Origin of the sequence: Dysosmobacter sp. (assembly GCF_034093755.1) — a bacterium.
Taxonomy (GTDB): Bacteria; Bacillota; Clostridia; order Oscillospirales; family Oscillospiraceae; genus Oscillibacter.
Genome location: NZ_JAXEBZ010000021.1, coordinates 23,192 through 47,821 on the forward strand (window position 1 = coordinate 23,192; position 24,630 = coordinate 47,821).

Below are 24,630 nucleotides of genomic sequence, written 5' to 3' on the forward strand. Positions count from 1 at the left end.
CCCTCTATAATCCACCCGATCAAACGAAGAAAAGGAGAAATGAAAAATGAGCAAGAACGAAATGATTTCCATGATCGAGACCATGAACAACTACGACGAGCTGGCTTCCAAGGCAAAGGCCAAGGCCGACGCCATCCGGGAGGCCATCAAGGAAGAGATGGTTCGGCAGAACACCGAAGAGTTGGTTGCCGGGGCTTACATCGTCCGCTTCACCAATGTGATCTCCAACCGCTTTGACAGCACCACCTTCAAGCGTCTGTATGCTGACCTCTACAAGGACTTCACAAAGCCCGTCAGCAGCCGCCGCTTCTCCGTATCCTGCTGATAAGAAAAACGCTCCACGGGCAACACAAAGCCCGTGGAGCGAGAAATAGGAGGGATTCAGGATGTATGTGCTGAAAGATTTGTGGGAGGGAAATATCACTCCCGCCGACAGAGGGTATCGAAAGGGAAGCCCGTATGCGAGGCTTATCCATCAGGCAAACGAGAGCGAGGACGAGTTTTACAACCACCTGTCCGATGCCGGGAAAAAGGCATATCAAGTCTATTGCGATCAACAGGCACACGTTGAAGATGTGAAAGACTGTGATACCTTCATCCGTGGCTTTCGGTTGGGGGCAAGGATGATTCTGGATGTAGTGGGGGAGTATGATTCCCCTATGGTTCAGATCAACGAATTGAATACGGCGGAGTAATTCTCCGCCGCGTCCTCTTCAAAGTTCTTATAATCCCACAAATACGAACACCAAAAGCCAGACATTTCAAGGCGCCGAGGCTGACGCGGCAAACAAACGAACTTGACGGCTTGGAAATACGAACTTTTCACTCCTGGAGGTCACTATGAACAAGAAAACCAAGGCTCTGACCACAGAGCAATACAAGGAAATCGTGCAGACTATGAAAGCGGGTTTCTGCGGCTGCCGTCCCAATGAGCGTATCGCAACCGCCCTTGTTCTGGAGGGAAATCTGGGATTGCGAATCAGCGACATCGTGAAGCTCCGCCCCTGTGACATTGTTCGTGATGGTGACCGTTTCCGCCTTGAAGTTGTGGAACAGAAGACCGGCAAACGCCGCGTATTCACCGTCCCGCTGGTCATCGCTCAGTATGTCGAGAACTACTGTCTGCGGAACGGCATCGGCAGAGAGGACTTGGTTTTCCCCATCACGGAACGGGCTGTGCAGAAACAGCTTGCCATCGTTTGTGACTACCTGGGTTTTGAGGGCATCAGCACTCACAGTTTCCGCAAGTGGTACGCCACAGAGATTTACAAATCCAGCGGGTATGACATCGCCCTTGTCCAAAGGCTCCTGCAACACAGTTCTGCCTCCGTTACTCAGCGTTACATCGGCATCGAACCGCAAAGGATCGAAGCAGCCATCCAAAACCACGCACAATTGCTCTGATGGAATATCGTGCCAATTAGAACTGTATGTAAACAACACTCAAAGGCGATCAGCATAAAAATGCTGATCGCCTTTGACATTAGGATTCAATTAACACATCAACTTCTTTCATGATACGCTGTGTTTCACTAAGTCGGCTGATAATCTGCTTATAGTGCTCAATGTCTGCACCAGTTAGCGCCTTACCTTTTCTGTCTTTGAGCCATTTCATGGCAATTTGATAGCATCCGATTTCAAACTGCCAAATAGTTTCAGGAACCTCAAACCAACTGGTTTTGTTGATGTATACCCGACCGCTTTTGTAGTCTGCTGAGGTTACTACATTATTCTGGATGTTTGCAGCAATATTGCAAGCATTGACTTTGTTCTTTTCGAGATGCAGTTCAATCAAATCCTGGCCCAACCGAGAAAGTTCGTTGAATACAGATTGGCTCGTCGGATAGGGAATGCGCGGGAACCCAATCTTCAAAAACTCCAAATACCGATTTCGATAAGTTTGGGAATGAAGATACGCGTAAATGTATCCGAAAATCGACTCAGCGTTCAGTATGCCTCCGTTAGAGCAGAATGCTTCTCCAATTGCCTTAGAAAAACGATCAATAACTTTTTGATCGAAGTTGGGGAATTTACGAGCATTTTTCTTTATATACAGAGGAAATGCGTATGTAATTTCACTTGTTTTATTCGAAACATAACACGAGTCCAACGGCTTATCTGCAACAAAAACATGATGCCAGTTCTTGCTCGCCTTTAGTACCTTTGTCGTACACAAGGCAAGATTATCGCCAGATTTCATATTTGACAATGTTTCATATCGTGGATAGCACTGAAACCCTCTACTCTCACCAGTGTAATAAGTGTATCTTTGGTCGAATGGACGATACGAAACTTCGCAAATATAACTTTCATCAATATCGCCGTTTTTCTTTTTTCTAATATTGATATCTCGTTGCGCCCAAGCAACCCGCCAATCTCGCACATCATTTTTCAAATTATACTTGCTTCTGGCAACTTCGCTGTTCAAAGAAGAAAAGTCCGATACTACATGATGCATTTGATCGTAGGTGTCCTGAATACACAAGCCATCTCTGGCTGATACAAAGCCGACAGAACTAATGTTGAACAACTCATCGATGCCAAAGAAATTACTACTCAAATACTCCTCACCCGTTTTCAAATCCTTGGGCACAAAAAAGAACTGTGGGGATTCGGGGAGTAATCGTTCAAAAGCGATATCTTCCAAAGAATGCCTATTCAGCCATTCGTATTTGCGATTTCGTAGGCCATACAAATCGGCATGGTATACTTCGGGGGTGGATTTTCGCGTCCCTTTGTGAATGCCTAATACAATACACACACCTTGCTGAATATCAAAAACATTCTCGTCCTTGCTCCCATCAGGTGCAGTTTCCTTCTTCTTGGCATTACCATGCAAATCAATAATGTAGGTGGTTCTGAATGTTTGAGTAAACCACCATCGCATGCCACGAAATGTGGGATTGTCTAAGAAACCGTGAGGACAGATGTAAGCAAGAATTCCATCTTGGGACTTTCCGATTACTTCTTGTGCATATCTGATGAACTTTACATAGTCATCATTAATCCACTTCGGATTTCTTTCTTGGAGTTTTAGTAGCCCTCCCGGTTCCTTCTTATAGTCGTCCATAAGGCCAAGAATATACTCACCTTTGTTGGCACTTTCCCCAGAGTAAGGAGGATTTCCAATAACGACATTGATACCAAGATTCTTTTTTACACCATTTGCCTCGACAGACTCCCATGCAAGCGGATCATCAAAGAGGGTCATTTGAGTTTCAGAAGTTCCTGCTTCTTCGAGTGAATTAGTCAAATACACATTCAGTCGAGTATCACCAGAAAAATCGTAACCAGTATCTTTCAAAATCATTGCCAACTTCATGTGTGCCACAGCATAGGGAGCCATCATCAACTCAAAGCCATTGAGTCGAGGGAGTAACTGTTCAGGAACATACTTGTTCCATTCAGCCGCCAACTGGTCAGGATGCAGCCCTTTGTGTTTTGCTTTGAAGTTCTCGTAAATCTGAAGAATGGTCTGACGCAAGAATGTACCAGTACCAGCAGCAGGATCGAGAACCTGAATGGCAGGAACATCAATGAGTTCGTCTACTTCTTTATAAAAACCAGCCTGCTTTTTCTTACTTTGCCGCTTAACTTTGATCTTCTTGGTTTCCTCAGAAGCCAGACCATCACACAAGCCAAACTGCTCCTTGATAATGGAATCCACGGCTCTGACCATGAAGTTGACCACAGGCTGAGGCGTGTAGTAAACACCACGCTGAACCTTTTGGGCTTTGTCGTAAGCAGTCAAGAATTCTTCATAGAAGTGAATGACAGGATCTTCCCGACCACCACCAGTTTGACGATTGAAGTCCTGAATGATGGCTTCAATTCGGGTGTTCCGAAGCAGTTCCACCACATTGCTGATTTCCAATTCATCAAAGGACAGTTTAGTATTATTCTCAGATCCCAGGCATTCCTTCATCAGGCTCTTCAAGAAGGGGTTGGTGTTAGGGATACAGTCAATGGCTTCATCTGCACTGAAGTCCTCTTGGGTATCATCCATACAGCGGGCTGAGAACAGACCATAAACTACAGTCTGGGCATACATGTCCGCAAACTGCTGCTCAGTCATGTCATGAATCAGCGTATTGCGGAATTTTTCATAAAGCAGATGGACATAGCCATTTCGGGATTCGACTTCCAAAATGTCCATGATTCTGTCTCGGATATTCTGCGCCTCCGCCGCCAACTGAACAGTAAGGGTGACAGAGTCATGAATTGTCTGGCGATAACCTGAAACGAATGCAGATGCCCAACTTTCTCGCCACGCATCGATATTATTGGCGTTTCGCGGCCAAGTGAGTTGAGACAACCGATCCTCAAACACCTTAATCTGCGTGAAGTCCTCCATTGCAGGAGCGCAAGAAATCATCTTAATTTGAGGCAGTCCTGAATCCTTATCTTCAAAATGGGCAATGCCAATCGTGCGGTTATTGTCCTTGCCCCAAGTGCAGATAAACATCAGATCCTTCTGATCCCAAACGGCATGATCCGCAGAGTTTCTTCTTTTGGGAACCAAACCAGAGAGAATCTTTCTAAGAGCAGTGACCTCAAATTTGTCGCTGTCGAACTCAACGCAGAAGATACCCCATCGCTGACCATCGACCAAAGGCTGAAGTTGACGTAGAGAGGAAATCTTTGCAAATGCCTCTTCCTTCAGACCGATGTCTTCAGCATCGAAGTCATAAGAGATATCTTCGATGTCATCGAAATCATCGACATCAATATTCCACTGCAAATTCTGTGAAAAATAACCGATTAAATCAGTCATCGTTTTCACATTGCGAATGTCGTAAGCCATGTTTTCCTCCTTAGCAGAGTTGCATCCAAGTCACCAAGCGCGGCTTTACACCAAGGGGAGCCTGAACTGCTCTCATGTAGGATTTCTTGATGTGGGAATCAATCTTCTTTTTCAGGTGAGAGAAGTGTTCTTCATCAGTTGCAATGCAGCGAGGCTCAGTCTGTTCACACTGAATTGCTTTCCAAATCTCATAGATTTCCTCAGTGACCTTGCCACTGTCTTCATCCAAGAGATACCAACGATAGATTCCATCGCCCTTCGACCATGTTCCGTCTGCTCTCTTGGTGGGAAGTTCGTAACAGAAGAAGAATCCCTTTCTTGTGGAAGCCATCTTGCCACTGTACATCTTTTTGGGGAGTTCAACAACAGCGGTTTCATACCCAGGATTATCTGCGAGAAGTTGCTGATATGCCAGGGCAATTTCTTCGTCCCCAGAGGTTTCTCCCTCATACTGCGTGTTGAAATCCTTCAGAGCCTCATAGTCATCATCAGGAGTCAACAATTTCTTTCCTTCGATGCCGAAGGTCTTGGAAATGCGAAGCGTCTTCTGAGAGACAGTCCGATACAAAGACAGTAATTTTTCTAACTCAGCAGGAGGCAGGAAGTTCCAATAGTATGCATTCTCTCTGTCCTCGGCCAATTCAGGATGATCAGCAAGCAGTCTGGCTTCGATGTCCGCATTTCTGCGTCGATCCACACGACCAATTCTCTGCATCAGACGCACAGGGTTCCAATGAAGTTCGTAGTTTATCAGGCAGGAAGCATCCTGCAAGTTCAGACCTTCAGCCAGGACATCAGTTGCAATCAATATCTGAATTTCATCCTGAACATCGGCAGAACAGGTGTCATTGTAGTAGGGAGCAAAACGCTGAATCATTTCATGACGATCACCCTTTGTCTGACCGTCAATCTCGAACATATTTGTAAATCCAGCCTTTTGGAGTTCACGATAGATGTAGAGGGCAGTTGCCTTGTACTCGGAGAAGATGATGACCTTCTTGCCCTTCACGCGCTTATCTTCTGTCAGGATGCGCTTCAGTTCACGAATCTTATCATCATTGCTCGGATCGATATCCATCATGTCCTCAATAAACTCAGACAGAATTTCCATATCGATGATGGTGTCATCCAACATGGCTGCAATGTCAAAATCAGATACATCCAAATTGTCTTCAACATTCCAAACATAGTCAGGAAGATCATCCTCCATGTCCTCGACAGTGATTTGGATGTTGTTTTCGATGTAACGCTCAACATATTCGATGATATCCGCTTGCTTCAGAAGGAACCGATCAATCGCGCGACAATTACCCTCTTCACGATAATCAATCATGAACTTCTTCAGGCGAATGTAAATTCTGATACAAGTCTCTTGGAACGCAGCAATAGAACTCTCAAACCGCTTCAGTAGCAACTGACGAATCAGATTAACAACCTGAGCCTGTCTGCCAGATACCATTTCATCAATCTTAGAGCGATCACCGATGAAATATTCCGACTCGTAGGGAGAGTAGACAGCCAGCGCCAGGATCGGCAAATTTCTTCCCGTCTCCTTATCCTTGCGGTAGAAAGAGTCAATAAAGTCATCAATCAACTTTCCATAAGATTTTCGCAGAGAATAGTTTGCAACTGTAGGCGGTTGCCGAACGGAGAACAGAACATTAGAGCCATCAGCCGCAGCAAGACTCTTTTTGACATACGCACGACTTCTCTGAACCACGAGTTGATTCACAAGAGCATCTCCGCGGAAAATATCATCAGAAATGTCAATAGAATCAGAAACAGAAGATCCTGTCATAACAGTCAACTTCGCTTCCATCTTCTTGAAATGTCCCGCGAGACTATGGATGCCCAGAGGTGCCGCCGCAAAATAATCATCCTGCCGATGGGTGAAGAGTTCAATCAAATGCTGAAGATCCAAAAAACTATTGTTGATGGGAGTTGCAGTCAGCATAAACATCTGCTTCTGTGAACCGCAAGCCATCATGTCAAACAGTTTTCTGTATCTGTTGGAAGAGCGATTTCTGAAGTGGTGTGCTTCGTCAATGACCACAACTTCCGCTTGCTCTGCAATCTGATTCATCAGATTTTGGTTTTTCTCCAAAAGCAAATCGGTATGGTTGATAATTTTGAAGGGATAGAAACCTTCGAGGATTTCGGGAATGTACTTCTTAATAGTGGTCTCCCAAACTGAAATTCGGGCAGAAGCAGGAACAATCAGCACAACATTTTTGCGTTCTTTTTTCACAAAACGCTCAATGAGCATCATGCCGACATAAGTTTTACCCAAGCCAACACCATCGCAAAGGAATGCACCAGAGTATTTGTTCGCGATTTCAACCATGCTGTTATAGCCATCCCGCTGATATTGAGAAAGCCCCTTGTAGATTACAGAATCATGGTTTTCCCATTCGGAAACAGTCTCTTCACGGCTTTTGAAATACTCGTACATGGAACGAAGGTACACATCATAGGGGCTGTATTCTTTGCAATGATTTTCGATGACCTTCAGGATGGCTTCAGTGATGTCAACCCCATCTTGCCAATGCGTCTCAAACCAATCCTGCAACTGCTCAACATCATCTTTCACCTGAACATTCAGTTCAATGTTTTGAGTCAGCCCCGCTTTTGTAAAATTGCTGGAACCAACCAAAGCATAACCAGCAGGGATGTTCATCGCCTGAATGAACTGATTCCTGTAGTCATCTCTGAAGTATGTAATGTAGGCTTTTGCATGGAATTTGTTTCTGTTATAAACTCGACACTCGATTTTACCCGACTTCAACGCATCAAGAATGGCGGGAACACCAATCAAAAATTCGTTGTGTTCCTGTTCCTGATCGACACTGTTTTTAAGTTTGTTGAGAATCGCTGCTACTGCCGCATCAATGACATCTTTGGTTCTCTTGGTAACCTCATTTCCAAGAATGATGCGAATTTTATCCATCTTCTGCCAATGAGTATCCAGTGTCAGTAATCCGCCGATTTCTAAATAACCAGTTGCAATGTCCATCTGCTTTGAGACAGAACACCACTCAGTCAGATATTTTTTGACACTCTGATCCTCAGAACTATTATCGACGATGTATAAGTTGTTGTGCATCATGCTTTCCCCCAAGCATCAACATTTCTGTGTCTTTGCAACAAGATTACCATAAAAGCCTGTTTTTTTCAATCTGCTCCTTAGTGGAAGAAAACTTTTCTCCTTCCCAGAAACATGGTATAATGTGATAGAAATTAGTTTTCGGAGGCAAACAAGATGGCATTTCCAATCAAAAACAGTGACAAAGGCGGCAAAAAGCCAGGACAAAAGTTCAAATCTCTCTTGGTATGGCAATACCTCCTGAAGCACACTGACGATGACCACGCTGCCAGCTCCGAGGCCATCAAGGAACATCTGCGGGAATACGGCATTACCGCAGACCGCCATTCCATAGCCCGCGACATTGACGCTCTGAACGAGCTTTTTGCCATTGACGCAGCAGCCGAGATTGATGATCGTGACCGTCTGAACTACGAAATCACCTACGACACCAGCAAGCGGGGCTACAAGATTGCCTGCCGCCCCTATGATTTTGAAGAACTGCGTCTTCTGGCTGAATGTGTCCGCGCCTCCAAGTTTATCTCCAAAAGCCAAGAAGATCATCTGCTGACCACCATTGAAGACCTGTGCAGCGAAAGCCAGATTGAAGAGCTTCACAATGAGGTCTATCTGGTAGGCCGCAACAAAACCAGCAACAGACACATCATGCGCTCTATGCTGAGAATCAATCAGGCAATCAAAGCCAAGTGGAAGATCAGCTTTAAGTATCTGAAATACACCCTGAATGACCGCTCTACTCAGGTAGCCAGAAGGGGCGGAAAAGACTACATCCGCAGCCCTTACAAACTGATTATCAACGACGGCAACTACTATCTGTTGGCATACGACAGCGAAAAAGGAAGCATGATGACCTACCGCCTTGACCGTATGCAGGGCGTTGAGATCGTCAAGCAGCCAAGGGACGGAGCTGCCGCCTATGACAAAATCGACATGAGAACCTACACCCAGCGTGTTTTCTCCATGTTCGGCGGCGAAGATAAGTTTGTCAGCATCCGCTTTACCAACGACCTTCTGGATACCGCTGTGGAACGTTTCGGCAACGGAGAAGAGGTTTTCTACCGTCCAGATGACAAAGGGCATTTTGTTGTTTCCGCCCATGTGGAAGTCAGCAAGCAGTTTTACGCATGGGTTTGCGGATTTTACAACAAAGCCAAGATCATCAATCCTCCCGAAGTGGTGGAGGGAATGAAAGAGTTTCTGCATGGTATTGCTGACCGCTACGAAAGTGAATGAAAGATAAAGCAATCCTCCAGAAAGTTGAACCTTCTGGAGGATTGTTGCCAAAAGATGACGCCGTATACCGATTAAATCCAGTTAGTGCCGAACTATCTGCATCCGCTCCTGTTTAAGACTTCTGATAATGTTGATTTCATTCATGTCTTTCTTCAAGTCCGTGGTCAACATATTCAAATACCCTTCCGTAATGGCAAGGCTACTATGTCCCAAAATCTTTTGGAGCGTCACAATAGACCCACCCATTGTGACCCACTTCTTTGCAAACGTGTGGCGGTAGCGATGGACACCCGTCTTGTCCAGCCCTCTGGAATGGCTGTAATCCCACAATGCTGTGTAGTTCGCGCCCTTTGTCATCTTCTCTCCATAGATGGAGCAAAACAGCCAATCTTCCGAACCTCCGCCGCGATATTTCAGATATTCATGCAGGATTTTCACGATGTCCTCATTCAGCGGGATAATCAGCGATTTACGGTTCTTCGTGGTATTGATGTAAACCATATCGTTATCAAAGTCCAAATCCTTGATCTTGATGTTGATAAGGCTGTTTTGCCGGATTCCTGTTGATAGGAGAAAGTTGACAATCACCCAACTGCGGTATGTGACAAAACCGCATTTTCTAATGTCGGGCTTTTTCAACAGCCTCTTCAATTCTGCGTCGGTGTATGTTTCGATAGCTTCCTTGTCCGCTTTTGGAATCTTAATCTCAAAATAGGGCAGATATTCGCACTTCATAAAGAAGCGCATGAGCGTTTTCAAATCCCGCGCATACGTTCCCATAGAAACATCATTCAAATTGGGGTCATCCCGCAGCGCAACAATAAAGTCAGGCATTGTGTATTCGTCCAAGTCGGAAATCAAGGTATCCGGGGGAACACGCTTGTAAATCTGCTTGATGGATTCTCTGTAATGTCGCAGCGTTCCATCTCTTAAATTCCGAGATTTGCAGTCCAGAATATACTCTTCAAATCCCTCAGCAAATGTCTTATCTGTATCGACGCACATACGGATTTTCTTCATAATCTGCCCCTCCAAAAGCCAAAAAAGCGGGAATCCCATCATTGAGCTTTTTCTCAAAATGATGGGATTCCCGTTGTGCTTTTGAAATTGGATAGACTTCCGAACTTTTCAGAGGGAAAACCGAAGGTTATTCCCTCTTACTTCTGGCTCTCGGCAACAGCAACAGCCACGGCGACGGTAGCGCCGACCATGGGGTTGTTGCCCATGCCCAGGAAGCCCATCATTTCCACGTGGGCGGGCACGGAGGAGGAGCCGGCGAACTGGGCGTCGGAGTGCATCCGGCCCATGGTGTCGGTCATGCCGTAGCTGGCGGGGCCGGCGGCCATGTTGTCGGGATGCAGGGTGCGGCCGGTGCCGCCGCCGGAGGCCACGGAGAAGTAGCGCTTGCCCTGCTCGATGCACTTCTTCTTGTAGGTGCCGGCCACGGGGTGCTGGAAGCGGGTAGGGTTGGTGGAGTTGCCGGTGATGGACACGTCCACCCCCTCCTTGTGCATGATGGCCACGCCCTCCCGGACGTCGTCGGCGCCGTAGCAGCGGACGTTGGCCCGCTCGCCGTCGGAGTAGGCGATCTCCCGGACCACCTTCAGCTCGCCGGTGTAGTAGTCAAACTGGGTCTGGACGTAGGTGAAGCCGTTGATGCGGCTGATGATCTGGGCGGCGTCCTTACCCAGACCGTTCAGGATCACCCGCAGGGGCTCCTTGCGGGCCTTGTTGGCGTTGCGGACGATGCCGATGGCGCCCTCGGCGGCGGCGAAGGACTCGTGGCCGGCCAGGAAGGCGAAGCACTTGGTCTCGTCCCGCAGCAGCATGGCGCCCAGGTTGCCGTGGCCCAGGCCCACCTTCCGGTCCTCGGCCACGGAGCCGGGGATGCAGAAGGCCTGCAGGCCGATGCCGATGGCCTCGGCGGCCTCGGCGGCGGTCTGAACGTTCTTCTTCAGGGCAATGGCGGCGCCCACGCAGTAGGCCCAGCAGGCGTTCTCAAAGCAGATGGGCTGGATGCCGCGGACGATCTCGTAGGGGTCGAAGCCGGCGGCCTTGCAGATGTCGCGGCACTCCTCCACGCTGGAAATTCCGTACTGGGCCAGGACGGAATTGATCTTCTCGATTCTTCTCTCGTAGCTTTCAAACAGAGCCATTTGTCAATTCCTCCTTTTCTTACTCGTGACGGGGGTCAATGTACTTGACGGCGCCCTCAAACTGGCCATAGTGGCCCTTGGCCTTCTCCAGCGCGGCGTTGGCGTCCTCGCCCTTCTTGATGAAGTCCATCATCTTGCCCAGATTGACGAACTCGTAGCCGATGATCTCGTTGTCCTTGTTGAGAGCCACCCGGGTGCAGTAGCCCTCCGCCATCTCCAGATAGCGGGGACCCTTGGCCTTGGTGGCCATCATGGTGCCCACCTGGGAGCGCAGGCCCTTGCCCAGGTCCTCCAGCGAGGCGCCGATGGGCAGGCCTCCCTCGGAGAAGGCCGTCTGGGTGCGGCCGTAGACGATCTGCAGGAACAGCTCCCGCATGGCGGTGTTGATGGCGTCGCACACCAGGTCGGTGTTCAGGGCCTCCAGCAGCGTCTTGCCGATGAGAATCTCGGAGGCCATGGCGGCGGAGTGGGTCATGCCGGAGCAGCCGATGGTCTCCACCAGCGCCTCCTCAATGATGCCGTCCTTCACATTCAGGGTCAGCTTGCAGGCGCCCTGCTGGGGAGCGCACCAGCCGATGCCGTGGGTGAGGCCGGAGATGTCCTTGATCTCCTTGGCCTGGACCCATTTGCCCTCTTCGGGGATGGGAGCGGGACCGTGGTACGCGCCCTTGGCCACGGGGCACATATGCTGAACTTCCGCGGAATAGATCATGGTTCGTTCTTCCTTTCTGCCTATTTTTGAAAAGAAACCCGGTTGTTTCTTCGCATTCTGATGTAAATTATACTGTTAAACGTTTACACTGTCAAGCGGGTTTGGGGGAGAATCGTCGTTTCCAATTGCGGGAAAGCCGCCATGGGCGCACGTTGCCCATGGCGGCTCCGTCAGTTGTTCAAAGACCCGGCTCACAGCTCCTGAAACAGGGCGCGGCTGGGGTTCAGATAGCCCAGATCGCCGTCGCTGCCGGTGAGCTGCCGCAGGTTCCGGACGCCGGTGCGCTTTTTGCCCAGAGACGCCTTTTTCAGCTTCTCCAGACCGCCCTCCGGCACCTCTTTGAACTCCAGAACGCCCCGCTCCCGGGCCAGCTCCAGCAGCTTCGAGCCCTTTTCGGAGCGGACGATCACCTGGTTCCAGACCTTGTCCACGTCCCAGCCGTCGGCGCTGCGGGCACCGCCCACGGAGAGGTCGGCGAACTCAGCGGTCATGTCGGTGCAGTAACGGCAGCCGGAGCGCACCAGCGGCGTCACCTCGTCCAGGTTCACGGACACGGTTCCGTCGCCCTGCCGCAGCTCCAGGGAGTGGTACTTGCTGGGGGGAATGTCCATGTGGGACACCTGCTCGGGATCGGCGTGCTTCGCCGTCAGATCCCGGAGGCCCTCCCAGTCCAGACCCCAGCCGCAGAACAGGCCGAACACCATGCCGATGTTTTCGGCGTGGTTGCCATCCTCCGCGAAGGGCCGGGCCTTCATCTTATAGGCCGCCAGGGTCTTGCAGGGGGTGCCCACCACGCCGATGGCGTGATAGCGGTCCTCCCGCAGCGCCCGGTTCAGCACCGCCAGAGTGGGGGGAATCTGGAAGCTGCTGCCGGAGCAGCCACGGACCTCCTCCGCCGTGGCGGCCAGAACGCCCTCCGGTTCCAGTCCGCCCCGGGAGCGGGTCAGCACCGCCGCGTCAATGAAGCCCTCCCGCAGCGCCAGCTCCACCAGGGCGGTCATGGTGCCGCCGTGCTGGGCGCCGGAGCGGAGGGAGGCGTCCGCCGCCCGGGTCAGGTACAGGCCCCGGAAGGGGCCGATCTCCGGCAGAATGGCCTCCGCCGGGAAGAACTGCTTCCGCAGGGCGTCCAGATCGGTGGGCATCCGGGGGCAGAACCGCTGGCAGCGGCCGTCGGGCCGCTCACAGTCGAAGTAGCAGATGGTGCGCCCCTCCACGGAGTCCCAGTAGGGGCACATTCCCTGACAGGCACCGCAGCCGGTGCAGAGGCCCGGCCGGATCACCTGGGTATCCAATGCGATTGTACTCAGCATGCTGCATCTCCCCCTTTACACCATGATGGCCGGAAAGCCGAACATCCGCAGCGTGATCTCCGCGGCCTCTTCCGGGATGTAGTCCCCCAGGGTGTGGCCCGTGCCGCACAGATGCTCCTGATAGAGATAGGAATAGCCGGGCTTCTGGGGCTCCACAAACTTCCGCTCATAGGCAATGGGCGTCAGGGCGGCAAGCCGGGTGTCCCGGGGCAGCTGCAGCGTCAGCTCCTTTTCCTCGGCGGGGTGGAGCAGATGTACCGTAATCATATCCATCAGACAGCGCCTCCTTTTCCGCTGACCGCCTCGCAGCCCATGGCGAAGGCCCGCCGGTTCAGCTCCAGCACCGCGCCCCGGAACCGCTGGGTCAGGATCTTCTCCAGGTCCTCCCGGCTGAGGGGACTGTCCGGCAGCTGGGTGAACGCACCCAGCAGGGCGATGTTGGCGGAGCGGGAGTCCCCCACCTCCATGGCGATGTCCGCCGCCGGAACGGCGTAGGCCGCCGCCGACAGGGACTGAATCTCCGCCGCGATGTCCTCCATGGCGGGGTAGGTCTGCACCCCCTGCAGTACGCCCAGGGGATAGACCGGGCGGGGATCGTAGACGATCATGGTGTCCGGCCCGGCGTATTTCCGGGCCATGCGCAGCGTCTCCAGCGGCTCAAAGCCGATGATGATGTGGGCCTCGCCGGAGGGGATCAGCACGCTCATCTCCTTGTCCGCCGACACCCGCACGTGGCTCATGACGGAGCCGCCCCGCTGGGAGGCGCCGTAGGTCTCGCCCACGGCCACGCGGTAACCCCGGTCGTTCATGGCGCTGCCCACCACCTCGGAGGCCAGCACGTTGCCCTGGCCGCCGATGCCGCAGATGACGATATTCAGCGGGTCGAATTTCAGTGTTTTCATGCGTCCTCACCGCCTTCCACCTTGATGGCCCCGTTGGGGCAGAGCTTGGCGCAGACGCCGCAGCCCACGCAGGTGACGGGGTCGATGTACGCCTTGTTGTTCCTGAAGTCCCAGGTGTTGCCGGGGCAGCCCCAGACACGGCTGCAGTACTTGTCGCAGCCGCAGCCCTCGCCCCGGCACTTGCTCTGGTCCACGTAGACCCGGGGCTTTTTCCGGGTCTGCTTGCTCATCAGGGTGGCGCAGGGCTGGCGCATGATCAGCACGTTCATGCCGGGCTTATGCAGCAGCCGCCGCAGCACTTTCTCCGTGTTCTCCACGTCGAAGGGGTCCGCCACCTCCACGTCGCAGCCGATGGCCTCCACAATCTTCTGGATGTTCATGGGCTTCACCTGGGCGCCCATGGCGGTGAGGCCCGTGCCGGGATGGGGCTGGAAGCCGGTCATGGCGGTGGCGGAGTTGTCCAGCACCATCAGCAGCATGTTGGCGTTGTGATAGGTGGCGTTCACCAGGCCGGGCATGATGGTGTGGAAGAAGGTGGAGTCGCCGCAGACGGTGACCACCTTCTGGTCCAGGCCGTAGTTGGTCAGCTGGCCCAGGGCCTCCGCCAGGTTGACGCCGGAGCCCATGCAGTTGCAGGCCTGGTAGGCGAAGTGGCCGGCGGACTGGCCGGACATGATGTAGCAGCCGATGTCGCCCACCACGGCGCCGGGGTGCTTCTCCTGGCGCAGCACCTTCTTCAGCAGGTAGAAGGTGGCCCGGTGGGGGCATCCGGCGCAGAAGGTCAGCTCCCGCTCCGGCAGCTCCGTCTCCGACGTGGGCCGCTTCTCCGGCATCGGTACGCCGGTGAGGGCGGAGACGGCGGCCAGCACGTTGTCCGGGTCCAGCTCCCCGATTTTGGGCAGCGCCCCGTCGGACCGGCCGGAGAAGGTGACGCGCAGCTGGTTCCGCCCGGCGATGGCCTCCAGATTGTGCTCCAGCACCGGGTCCACTTCCTCCAGCGTCAGCACCTTTTCCACGCCCTGCAGGTGGTTCAGGATGTACTGCTCCGGCAGCGGCCACACGGTGGCCAGGCTCAGCAGGCCCACCCGGTCCTCCACCCCCAGCCGGTGGATGGCCTCCTGGGCGTACAGCCGGCCGGTGCCGCCGGCCGCGATCAGCTCTCTGGGACGCTCCGGGCCCGTGTAGTGGTTGAAGGGGCAGTTCTCAAATTCCTGGCGCAGCACGTCCATCTTCCGCAGCATGTCGGCGTGCTTGTAGGAGACGCACACCAGCCGGTCCCACTCCCCCACGGTCTGCAGGGGATGGGGCTTTTCCGGCAGCGGCCCCAGGGTTACGTTGCCCCGGCCGTGGCACACCCGGGTGGTGAGCCGCACGATGACGATCTGCTTCGTCCGCTCCGACAGCTCGAAGGCGTAGGGGATCATGTCCTTGGTCTCCTGCATGCTGGTAGGCTCCAGCATGGGCACGCTGGCGGACATGGCCTGATACCGGGAGTCAAATTCGTTGGTGCTGGAGTGGGCGCTGGGGTCGTCGGAGGTCACCACCACCAGGCCGCCCTTCACGCCGTGCTGGGCGCCGCAGTGGAGGGCGTCCGCCACGCACAGAAGACCGTTCTGCTTCACGATGCACAGCGCCCGGGCGTTGGCCAGGGACGCGCCCACGCAGGCCTCCATGGCGCAGACCTCGTTGGTGGACCACTCCGCGTAGAAATTCCGCTCCCCGGCGATTTTTCCCAGCATGGCCAGCACCTGGGAGGAGGGAGAGCCGGGATAGGACGCGGCGAAGTTGATGCCTGCCTCCACCGCGCCCCGCACAATGGCCTCGTTGCCCTGCATCAGGCAGACCTGACCGGGGGCGTTGGCTGTCATTGTCCATTCCATGTTGAACGAGTCACCTTCTTTTCCAAATTTGCCGCCGTCAGGGCAGCTTGACCGAAAAATTCCCGTTTATCAACGGCTCTATTGTAGCACATTCACCAACGATTGCAAGACGTAAACACAATTCCTGCAAATTTTCCGGGCCTGGACGGAACAGGCATCGGCTTACTTCCTGCCGGCGGTGTACCGGGTGTCAAAGCCCAGCAGGGTGACCAGAAGCAGCACCGCGGGGGTCACGTAGGCGAAGAAGGTGAAGGGGATCAGCTGGGCGGGGGTGACCCCCAGATAGCCGGCGGCCACAATGGCGTTCATGTTCCAGGGCAGCAGCACGCACATGGCGGTGCAGCCCACCGCCAGCGCCCGGGACAGGTTCACCTTTTCCAGCCCGGCGCGGTCATAGATGGGGGCCATGATGTTGCCGGCGAACACATAGGCGAAGTTGGAGGAGGCGCCGATGGCATTGCCCAGAACGGACATCAGCACCGTGGCGCCGATGATGCTGACGCGGGAGCGGAGCCGCCGGGTCAGAGGCTCCACCAGGGCGTCGATGATGCCGGCGGTGTTCAGCACGCCGAACAGGCCGAAGGCGAACAGGAACAGAATGGCGGTGCTGCTCATGCTGGTGATGCCGCCCCGGTTGAGCAGCTTGTCCACCATCTCCGAGCCGGAGTCGATGGAGTACCCGCTCCAGAAGTAGGTGATGACCTCCGCCATGGTCCTGCCCTCCACCAGACAGGCCACCACTCCGCCGGAGAAGGCGCCGCACAGCAGGGAGGGGATGGAGGGCATTTTCACCGCCAGCATTCCGAAGACGATGACCATGGGAACCACGGCGGCGATGCCCATGCGGAAATTGGCCTCCAGGGCGCGGCTGATGCTGTGGACGGCGGTGTAATCCACCTGGCCGCCGCCTGTCGTCAGCCCCACGGCCAGATAGAGCAGGGCGCAGATAACGCCGGCGGGCAGGGTCACCCTGCACTGGTGGCGGATGCCGGTGAACAGGTCCACGCCGGTGATGCCGGAGCAGAGGTTGGGGCCGTCGGACAGGGGGGACAGGGTGTCGCCGAAGAAGGCGCCGGAGCAGATGGCGCCGGCGGTGAGCATGGGGTTGATGCCCATGCCCAGGCCGATGCCCGCCAGGGCCAGACCGGCGGTGCCGAAGGTGCCCCAGGAGGTGCCGGTGGCCATGGAGCACATGACGCACAGAAGGAAGGCCGCCGCCAGAAACAGGGAGGGGGAGATGAACTGAATGCCCAGATTGATGATCATGGGCACGGTGCCGGAGGCGTTCCAGGTGCCCACCAGACCGCCGTTGATCAGCAGAATCAGGATGGGGACAATGGCCCGGGTGCAGGACTGCACCATGCCGGCCTGCAGCTTCTCATAGGGCACTCCCAGGTGCATGCACAGCGGCAGCGCCGCCAGATAGCTCAGCAAAAACAGGGGATGGATTTTGGAACCCCACGCCAGCGCCGGAATCATGATGACGGCAAAAACGACCGTGACAGTCAGCAGCGCGTAGGCGAAGGACGGTTTCTTTTCCGCTTTTTCCATGGTGGTTACCTCTTCTTTCTGTTCATCCGGCCCGGAGACCCGGAATCCGAGGTCCGGGGCCTCATACAGACAAGCAAGAACCGTGCCAGAAACGCCGGCCCGCCGGATTTGCCTGCCGTGTTTTTCCGCCGCCGCCGGAAGCGCTGCAATCAATGCCCTCCGCACCTATGGCCGGCGGCCGCCGCCGGTTCCGGAACCCCGCCCGGCGGGACGGTGGGATTCTCAAAATGAAAATTGCAGGAAAAAATCTCTCTCAAAATGAGAATTTCTCATTTTGAGAGAGATGGTCTTTACAGGTGATATTCTTTCATCTTCCGGTACAGCGTGGCCAGGCTGATGCCCAGCTCCCGGGCGGCGGTGGGCTTGTCGCCGTACCGGGCCAGGCACCGGCGGATGATCTCCGCCTCCGCGTGCCGCAGATTCCAGTCCTCCCCCGGCGGGGCGGCTTCCCCGGGGAGGGAGGCCGGAAGCTCCGGGGCGGGCGGGGCGATTTTGCCGCGGAGCAGATCGGCGCACAGAACGCCGGAGGCGGGCATCATGTTGACGGCGAACTCCACCGCGTTCTGCAGCTCCCGGACGTTGCCGGGCCAGCTGTACCGCTCCAGCGCCTGCCAAAAGTCCTCGGTGACCCGCCGGCAGGGCTTGTTCATGGCGATGCTGAATTTCCGGATAAAGCCGCCGGCGAGGAGGCGGATGTCCTCCGGGCGCTCCCGCAGGGGCGGAATGGCCAGGGGCACCACGTTGATGCGGTAGTAGAGGTCCTTCCGGAAGGTCCCCTCCGCCGCCATCTCCGCCAGGTCCCGGTTGGAGGCGAACACAAAGCGGGCGTTGATGGGAGTGGGCACATTGCTGCCCAGCCGGGTGATCTCCCGCTGCTCCAGCACCCGCAGCAGCTTCACCTGCAGGGAGGGGGGCATCTCCCCCACCTCGTCCAGAAAGAAGGTGCCGTTCTGGGCGGATTCCAGCAGTCCGGCCCTGCCGCTGGCGCTGGCGCCGGTGAAGGCTCCCTTCACGTAGCCGAACAGCTCGCTCTCCAGCAGGTTTTCCGGCAGCGCCGCGCAGTTCACCGCCACAAAGGGGCCGTTTTTCCGGTCGCTTCCGCTGTGAATGGCCCGGGCCGCCAGCTCCTTGCCGGTTCCGCTCTCCCCGGTGATCAGCACGTTGGAGCAGGAGGCGGCCACCATGCGGATGTTCCGCTTCAGGGTGCGGATGGCCCCGGACTGGCCCACAATCCGGTCCAGGTCCCCCGGTGGAGTCAGTCCCAGCAGCCCGTCGGAAATGTCCGAGCGCAGCTCCGCGTCGCTGAACAGCATCAGCCGGTCATAGGGGTCCATGGAGAGGCGGTAAATGTCGGCCACCACGCGGCGGGTGCACCCCGGGGAGTGAATCCGGTATTCCTTGGGGGCGTCGGGGCCGGCGCTCTGAATGGTCAGCGACGAGAAATCCGCGCCGGACTCCTCCAGCCCCAGCAGCTGCTTTCCCAGCTGGTTCACGTCGAACACCCGGCCCTCCGCATCCAGAATCAGGCTGCCGATCTGTGCCCGCTCCAGCACCCGCTCCAGCACCGCGCAGACGTTCTGATGCCGGTCCACGTCCACCAGGTCATGGGCCCGGCTTTCCAGCAGTCCGGCAAACTGAGTGAAAAACTGCTCAAAGGTCTCCCGCCGCCGCAGGAAGATCTCCTTCTGCTCCGGGGTGTAGCAGACGCAGCCGATGACGCCGATGGCCTCGCCGTCCAGCATGATGGGGCTCCACATTTCGCACAGATTGTCGCACTGGCCCCGGATGCCGCAGTCGGCGCAGATGGGGTTGACGGTGGGGTTCTCCACCACCGTGACGCGCCCGGTATCCAGCGTGTGCCGGACAATGCAGCCGTAGCGGGCGACGCTGCCCCGCCGGGCCTTCATCCGCCCGCTGCCGGCAATGCGGACCTGGCGGGCGTCGATGATGGAGACGTCAATGCCCAGAAGGTCCCGAAGAATCTCCACATACTGCTGCGCCGTGTCCTGCATGCGCATAAGGATGTGCTCCAAAGGTACCACCCTCCGCTCCGGGGAATTCTCCCCACTTCGTGGGAGAGATTATAGCATATTTCCGGGAGGGCAACAAGTGGCAACCCGCCGCCTGCACCGGGAGGGCGGCGACGGTTACAGGTCCCCGGCTTCCTCCCCGTCCGCCAGCCAGAGGCCCTCCCACGCCGGAGCCTCCCGGGGGACCGACTCCCCGGAGCACCGGGTCCGGGCCTCCCGGGCCAGCTGACCCTCGATGCGCTCCAGCGCCTCCTCGTACCAGCTGTCCGGCCAGTCCCGGACGCTGCCGGCGTTGGAGGTCAGCTGCGCCAACAGCTCCCGGGCGGCCCCGCCGCTGACCGGCATCTTCTTCAGAATGTCCCCGCAGCGGCTGTCGCCGCTTTGCGCCCCGTCCCAGAGCAGCCGCGCCTTTTCCCGCTCCAGCAGGCCGCACAGCAGCGCGTAGGGGTCATCCCTCCGGCCCGCTGTCCCAAGCAGGTCCGTGCCCATCAGGTCATAGAAGGCGTTTTTTCCGGTCTGCAGCCGCCAGACGCTGCGGAGGTCCTCCGGCCGGAGCCGGACGCAGCCCTCCGGGGCGGACACGCGCGTCAGAATTTCGGCCCAGAGGAGAAGACCGTGATGAAAACACGTGTCCCGCATCCAGTACCGCACAGCCGCCCGGGGATTCCGGGGGACCTCCGCGCCGTCTCTGTAGCAGTCAAATAAGTAATAGCCGGAATCCTGGGCCTGCCGGTACAGCTCCGCCGCCTTGCGGCGGTCCTTCGGCACGCCCCTGCCCTCCGCGTGGCACTCTGCCAGCATCCGGAAGCATGTGCACCACTCGGCAAACGCACTGTCTCCTTCATGTCGGCCTGCCGTTGCGGCGGTGAGGGCGCGGACGGCCCGCGCCTCGTCCGCCGGGACCCCCTTGCCGTCCAGAAGAAGACCGGCCAGGTAGGGGACCGTGTCGATCCTGTGGGGCAGGGCCGCCTCCATCCACCGGAGGGCCTCCTCCCCGGAGACGCGGTCTCCGCAGTACCCCTCCCGGTTTTCCGGGGGCAGGCCCATCACATGGAGGAAGAACTGCCAGCCCATCTCGCACCGGGCGTCGGCGCTGCCCGCTTCCGCGGCCCTCCGCAGAAGGTCCAGCGGCTCCCAGGGGTCGCTGAACCACTCCGCCTCCCGGAGCTGCTCATACAGGGGCCAGGCGGCCTGGCCGCAGCCCGCCAGAAGGGCGCCCTCCAGCAGCTCCTTCACCAGGTCTGTCAGCCAGTCCAGCTCCTCCTCGTCCAGAAAACGGTCCAGCTGCCAGAACGTCCGGAACTCCCGCATCCGCAGGGCCAGGGCCAGCTGTTCCTCCGGCTTCCGTACCCCGTGCCGCACGATCCGCTTCAGAATCATGCCGTCATCCTCCTCTTCAAACAGGGTGCGGCAGGACCGGCTGCCCGGGCTGTCCGGCTGGGCGGCCGTCAGAAACCGGTATTCCAGCAGCAGTCCCACGGCCTCCGGAGGCAGTGTCCGCCGTGCTGTTTGTTGGGTTCCGGAGTCGCTCCGGCCGCAGCGCCGCTCCAGACAGAGCTGCGCGCCGCCGGAGGGGCGGAGTTCCTTTTTGCGGGCGGCCAGCCGGGGCAGCTCCGGGGCCAGGTCCGCGAAGCAGGCGGGGATGGGCTCCTCCCCATCCTCCCGCGGCCGGGTACGCCAGCGCTCCAGCGGCCGGCGGTAATACTCCAGCAGGGCGATTTCCCACAGGTCCCGGTCCTCCGGGACCAAGTCCAGAAACGCCTCATAGCATTTCCGGATGTGCTGTTCCGATTTGCGCAGCATGATGGTAACCTCCTTTATTGATGTGCCGCCTTCGGCATGCTCCGGCGGGCTGCGGGGCCGGCGCGGCGGGAGCGGATCGGCTCCCCCGGCCTGATCTTTCCAAAAAAATGCGGATTCCGGTTTGACAATCCCGGGAAATGTGGTATGCTGTTGCCGTCCAGATTCCGAACAATCGGCGCAGGGGGCGTCCGGCACCAAAGCCCCGGCTGCGCATTTTTATCACAGGAAGGGGTACGGAGTATGAGCACAGAAGAAATCTACGCAAAGGTAAAGGAAATCCTGGCAGAAGAGCTGAACGCGGATGAGGACCTCATCAGCATGGACACCGCCGTCAGAGCCGATCTGACAGCGGATGAAAGCGGGCTCGTCGATGTCCTGCTGGATCTGGAGGAAGCCTTCGATCTCGACATCCCGGATTCGGACTTTGAGGATATGGAAACCGTAGGCGACATTGTGGAATACGTGAAAAACGAGATGGACTGAGAAGGCCCGCCGCGGTTCCCGGACCGGCGGCCGCTGCCTGACAGTTTCCGGAAGGCCCTGAGACTCATGTCTCAGGGCCTTCTGTCTGTGTTGGGGGATGCCCGGCACCTTGTATCCGCCCCGGTTGTGTGATAAGATGCGGGTAATCCGGGTTGGGGAGGTGTGGATATGATCTACTGCGTATCGGATATCCACGGGGAGCTGGACAGATTTGAGCAGATGCTGGAGCTGATCCGCTTTTCCGGGGAGGACCGTCTGTACGTCATCGGGGACGCCATTGACCGCGGTCCCGACGGCGTCAGCGTGCTGCAGAAGATCATGGACACCCCAAACATGACGATGCTGCTGGGCAACCACGAGCAGATGTGCCTGGCGACGCTGGGCCCCCGCAGCGAATACGGGGTCCGGGAGCTGTGGCGGCAGAACGGCGGCGCGGGTACATACCGGGAGCTGCTCTACCGCCGGACGCCCGCCCAGCGCGGCAGGCTGCTGCGCTTTCTGGCGGGCCTGCCGGAGCAGCTGGACGTGGAGGCGGGCGGCCGGACCTTCCGCCTGGTTCACGGCTTCCCCGGCGAAGACCGGGACAGCCGCCTCTGGGGCCGGGTGGAGCCGGACAGCCGGTGCCCCTGCCCGGGCATCCTCTGCGTCGTGGGCCACACACCCACCAATTTCCTGACAGGCCGGGAGGATGAGGACCTCCGCATCTGGCACGGCGACGGCATCCTCAACATCGACTGCGGCTGCGGGCACCGGAACGCCCCCCATCGCCGCCTGGCCTGCCTGCGGCTGGACGACATGGCCGAGTTCTATGTGGGCGGCACCGGCGGAGCGGAGACTGCCGTCCCGCCCCGGTACGGCTCAGGCTGAGAAGGCCTCCGCCCAGGCGCCAAACAGCAGAAAGCCGCCCAGCTCCTCCAGATCGTTGTCACAGCGCAGGGGCAGGAACAGCGGCACTCCGCGGAACAGCAGCCCCAGCGGCGCCAGCAGGGGCACCGCGATCAGCACCAGCGGCGCCGTGATGCCCATGAACACCATGACGTATACGCTGTACAGGCAGAAGCCCACTGCCAGCTGCACCAGCGTCATCAGGAAGTTCCCCCGGGAGGCGTCCGTCAGCGCCAGATACAGCTGCGCCGCCAGAACTCCCAGGGTGACGCAGTTGACGGTGTGGAGCCAGAACCGGAGCAGCCGGAAAAACCGCAGCTTCAGAAGGCAGAAGAGAGTCCGGAGCACCGCGTACAGCAGCAGAAACGTGAAGAGGTACCGGCAGGTGTCGTTCCACTCCCCGAAGTTGGAGAGAGTGGCCCGGGTGTGGGCGCTGACCATGCCCTGAAAGATGCCGGTGTTTCCGCCCTGCCCCGACACGGCGCACAGCAGGGACACGGCAAAGACCACCGGATAGTAAAACAGCCGGGAGAGAATCCCGTAGTACCCGAAGAAGCGCTCCGGCGGCTCCGGGGCCTGCCGGCCCAGTCTGACGTGGGCGAAGGTCAGCAGAGGCCCCAGAATCAGGGACACCAGGGCGATGGCGATCAGCAGTCCGTCATTTTCCAGAACGGGCCGCGCCGCCGTGTCCGCCCGGGCCAGCAGCTCCGCCAGGAGAACCTGGCAGCGGTTCCATACAGCAATCATACTCCATACTCCTTCCAGTTGACGTGTCCCGGGGGCAGGCGCCCCCGGGACATTTTGGCATAGGGAGGAACTGTCAGCTCCCCGGCGCTCTGCTTTTCCAGACCTCGTTGAAAAAGAGCCACTGGTCCAGCGTGCCCGGCTCCCCCCAGTGTCCGGTGGTGTACGCGCCGATCTCGGCGGATACGTTGAGCACGTGGGACCTGGCGCACAGGGCCTTCCAGTCCTCCCGCCGGGGCGGCTGGTCATGGAGGTGACCGTGCAGCAGCCAGACCTTCCCGTCCCCGTCATACAGCTCCGGCCGCGGTTCGTGGCTCATGCGCACCGGACGGCCCCCGTCCGTGATTTCGGCCTCATCCCGGATGTCCGTGAAGACCCGGGCCAGCAGCGCCGGGGAGGCTTTGCGCAGCCAGTGGAAGGTCTCGTGGTTCCCCTGGATGAGCACGATGGGGCCTTTGATGTCCAGCAGCTGCCCCAGCAGGGCGTCATCGCAGGTGTAGGCGAACAGATCGCCCAGCAGAAACAGGGTGTCGTTGGCGCCCACTCGGCGCGCCAGGTTCTCCAGCACCGTCCGGTCATGGTCCTGAACCGACGGGAAGCCCCGGCGGAGGGCGATGCGCCGGTGGAGCAGGTGCAGGTCGGAGAGATAGTAAACGGCCATCAGGACGTCTCCTCCCCGCCGGGGACAAAGTTCCGCAGGGGGGTCATGATGTCCGCCAGACGGTACACCAGCTCCACCCGGGGGTCGCTGATTTCAATGTCGGCCAGCATCTCCCCGTGGAGGACGTCCAGCCGGCGGATCAGCTCGCGGTATCCGGAAGAGGCTGCGTGCAGCTCTTCACGGTCCATTTCCGCAAACAGGCGGTCATGGATTCTGTCCAGCTGACCCATCAGGTCACGGCACTCGGAAGCGGTCCAGTGCCGGTCGCCCAGCCCCATTTCCTCCAGAATTTCTCCGTGGATGATCTCCAGACGGCGGATGAGGCGGCGGTGTTCGGAAGCGGTCATGTCAATTCTCCTTTCCGGTGTGCCGG

At 57.1% G+C, this 24,630-nt stretch carries 21 protein-coding genes; 6 read left to right on the forward strand and 15 right to left on the reverse strand.

Going from position 1 to position 24,630, the window contains the following annotated elements; genetic code table 11:
- Window positions 1-46 precede the first annotated feature (46 nt).
- The 3 genes from SOX55_RS02295 to SOX55_RS02305 all read left to right on the forward strand — a co-directional run bounded on the left by SOX55_RS02295 (window position 47) and on the right by SOX55_RS02305 (window position 1,404).
- The gene (locus tag SOX55_RS02295; RefSeq protein ID WP_325285817.1) at window positions 47-325 is read left to right on the forward strand and encodes a hypothetical protein; all 279 of its coding nucleotides are present in this window, start codon (window positions 47-49) and stop codon (window positions 323-325) included.
- Between the two features lie 61 nt (window positions 326-386).
- Window positions 387-695 (forward strand): DUF6809 family protein, encoded by a 309-nt coding sequence (locus tag SOX55_RS02300; protein WP_325285818.1) that lies wholly within the window; start codon window positions 387-389, stop codon window positions 693-695.
- Between the two features lie 145 nt (window positions 696-840).
- The gene (locus tag SOX55_RS02305) at window positions 841-1,404 is read left to right on the forward strand and encodes a tyrosine-type recombinase/integrase (protein ID WP_325285819.1); all 564 of its coding nucleotides are present in this window, start codon (window positions 841-843) and stop codon (window positions 1,402-1,404) included.
- A 79-nt stretch (window positions 1,405-1,483) separates the two neighbouring features.
- Here the strand turns inward: SOX55_RS02305 and SOX55_RS02310 are convergent, their stop codons facing one another.
- Window positions 1,484-4,804 (reverse strand): type ISP restriction/modification enzyme, encoded by a 3,321-nt coding sequence (locus SOX55_RS02310; RefSeq protein WP_325285820.1) that lies wholly within the window; start codon window positions 4,802-4,804, stop codon window positions 1,484-1,486.
- Window positions 4,805-4,814: 10 nt separating this feature from the next.
- Complete coding sequence (locus SOX55_RS02315; protein ID WP_325285821.1) at window positions 4,815-7,910, reverse strand: helicase-related protein; 3,096 nt, start codon at window positions 7,908-7,910, stop codon at window positions 4,815-4,817.
- 153 nt (window positions 7,911-8,063) lie between these two features.
- Between SOX55_RS02315 and SOX55_RS02320 the strand changes: the two genes are divergently transcribed.
- On the forward strand, window positions 8,064-9,140 hold the full coding sequence (locus SOX55_RS02320) for a helix-turn-helix transcriptional regulator (protein WP_325285822.1): 1,077 nt from the start codon (window positions 8,064-8,066) through the stop codon (window positions 9,138-9,140).
- A gap of 81 nt (window positions 9,141-9,221) precedes the next feature.
- Here SOX55_RS02320 and SOX55_RS02325 read toward each other — a convergent pair whose 3' ends face one another.
- From SOX55_RS02325 to SOX55_RS02370, 10 genes are all read right to left on the reverse strand, one after another.
- Complete coding sequence (locus tag SOX55_RS02325) at window positions 9,222-10,160, reverse strand: tyrosine-type recombinase/integrase (RefSeq protein ID WP_325285823.1); 939 nt, start codon at window positions 10,158-10,160, stop codon at window positions 9,222-9,224.
- A gap of 137 nt (window positions 10,161-10,297) precedes the next feature.
- Window positions 10,298-11,296 (reverse strand): GGGtGRT protein, encoded by a 999-nt coding sequence (locus tag SOX55_RS02330; protein ID WP_325285824.1) that lies wholly within the window; start codon window positions 11,294-11,296, stop codon window positions 10,298-10,300.
- 19 nt (window positions 11,297-11,315) lie between these two features.
- Window positions 11,316-12,008, reverse strand: a complete 693-nt coding sequence (locus SOX55_RS02335; RefSeq protein ID WP_325285825.1) for an iron-sulfur cluster assembly scaffold protein — start codon at window positions 12,006-12,008, stop codon at window positions 11,316-11,318.
- A gap of 191 nt (window positions 12,009-12,199) precedes the next feature.
- The gene (locus SOX55_RS02340; RefSeq protein WP_325285826.1) at window positions 12,200-13,318 is read right to left on the reverse strand and encodes a Coenzyme F420 hydrogenase/dehydrogenase, beta subunit C-terminal domain; all 1,119 of its coding nucleotides are present in this window, start codon (window positions 13,316-13,318) and stop codon (window positions 12,200-12,202) included.
- Window positions 13,319-13,333: 15 nt separating this feature from the next.
- On the reverse strand, window positions 13,334-13,591 hold the full coding sequence (locus SOX55_RS02345; RefSeq protein WP_325285827.1) for a hypothetical protein: 258 nt from the start codon (window positions 13,589-13,591) through the stop codon (window positions 13,334-13,336).
- On the reverse strand, window positions 13,591-14,220 hold the full coding sequence (locus tag SOX55_RS02350; protein ID WP_325285828.1) for an indolepyruvate oxidoreductase subunit beta: 630 nt from the start codon (window positions 14,218-14,220) through the stop codon (window positions 13,591-13,593). Before SOX55_RS02350 ends, SOX55_RS02345 begins: the two co-directional genes overlap by 1 nt.
- Entirely contained in the window at window positions 14,217-16,100 is a 1,884-nt protein-coding gene (locus SOX55_RS02355; RefSeq protein ID WP_325285829.1) for a thiamine pyrophosphate-dependent enzyme, read from the reverse strand. Before SOX55_RS02355 ends, SOX55_RS02350 begins: the two co-directional genes overlap by 4 nt.
- A 162-nt stretch (window positions 16,101-16,262) precedes the next feature.
- A complete protein-coding gene (locus SOX55_RS02360; protein ID WP_325285830.1) occupies window positions 16,263-17,651 on the reverse strand; it encodes a Na+/H+ antiporter NhaC family protein in 1,389 nt (462 codons plus the stop codon).
- Window positions 17,652-17,941: 290 nt separating this feature from the next.
- Window positions 17,942-19,684, reverse strand: a complete 1,743-nt coding sequence (locus SOX55_RS02365; protein WP_325285831.1) for a sigma-54 interaction domain-containing protein — start codon at window positions 19,682-19,684, stop codon at window positions 17,942-17,944.
- Window positions 19,685-19,798: 114 nt separating this feature from the next.
- Window positions 19,799-21,484: a tetratricopeptide repeat protein gene (locus tag SOX55_RS02370; protein ID WP_325285832.1), complete on the reverse strand. Its 1,686-nt coding sequence runs from the start codon at window positions 21,482-21,484 to the stop codon at window positions 19,799-19,801.
- Between the two features lie 240 nt (window positions 21,485-21,724).
- Here SOX55_RS02370 and SOX55_RS02375 point away from each other — a divergent pair, with 240 nt between their 5' ends.
- Together SOX55_RS02375 and SOX55_RS02380 are read left to right on the forward strand one after the other, a co-directional pair.
- Window positions 21,725-21,967: an acyl carrier protein gene (locus tag SOX55_RS02375; protein ID WP_325285833.1), complete on the forward strand. Its 243-nt coding sequence runs from the start codon at window positions 21,725-21,727 to the stop codon at window positions 21,965-21,967.
- A 168-nt stretch (window positions 21,968-22,135) separates the two neighbouring features.
- Window positions 22,136-22,834, forward strand: a complete 699-nt coding sequence (locus SOX55_RS02380; RefSeq protein WP_325285834.1) for a metallophosphoesterase — start codon at window positions 22,136-22,138, stop codon at window positions 22,832-22,834.
- On the opposite strand, the gene SOX55_RS02385 is transcribed toward SOX55_RS02380, so the two are convergent.
- From SOX55_RS02385 to SOX55_RS02395, 3 genes are all read right to left on the reverse strand, one after another.
- Complete coding sequence (locus SOX55_RS02385) at window positions 22,826-23,599, reverse strand: hypothetical protein (RefSeq protein WP_325285835.1); 774 nt, start codon at window positions 23,597-23,599, stop codon at window positions 22,826-22,828. The genes SOX55_RS02380 and SOX55_RS02385 overlap by 9 nt on opposite strands.
- Before the next feature lie 73 nt (window positions 23,600-23,672).
- Window positions 23,673-24,257, reverse strand: a complete 585-nt coding sequence (locus tag SOX55_RS02390) for a metallophosphoesterase (protein WP_325285836.1) — start codon at window positions 24,255-24,257, stop codon at window positions 23,673-23,675.
- Window positions 24,257-24,604, reverse strand: coding sequence for a hypothetical protein (locus SOX55_RS02395; RefSeq protein WP_325285837.1), 348 nt, complete (start codon window positions 24,602-24,604; stop codon window positions 24,257-24,259). The genes SOX55_RS02390 and SOX55_RS02395 overlap by 1 nt, the downstream gene beginning before the upstream one ends.
- Window positions 24,605-24,630 lie beyond the last annotated feature (26 nt).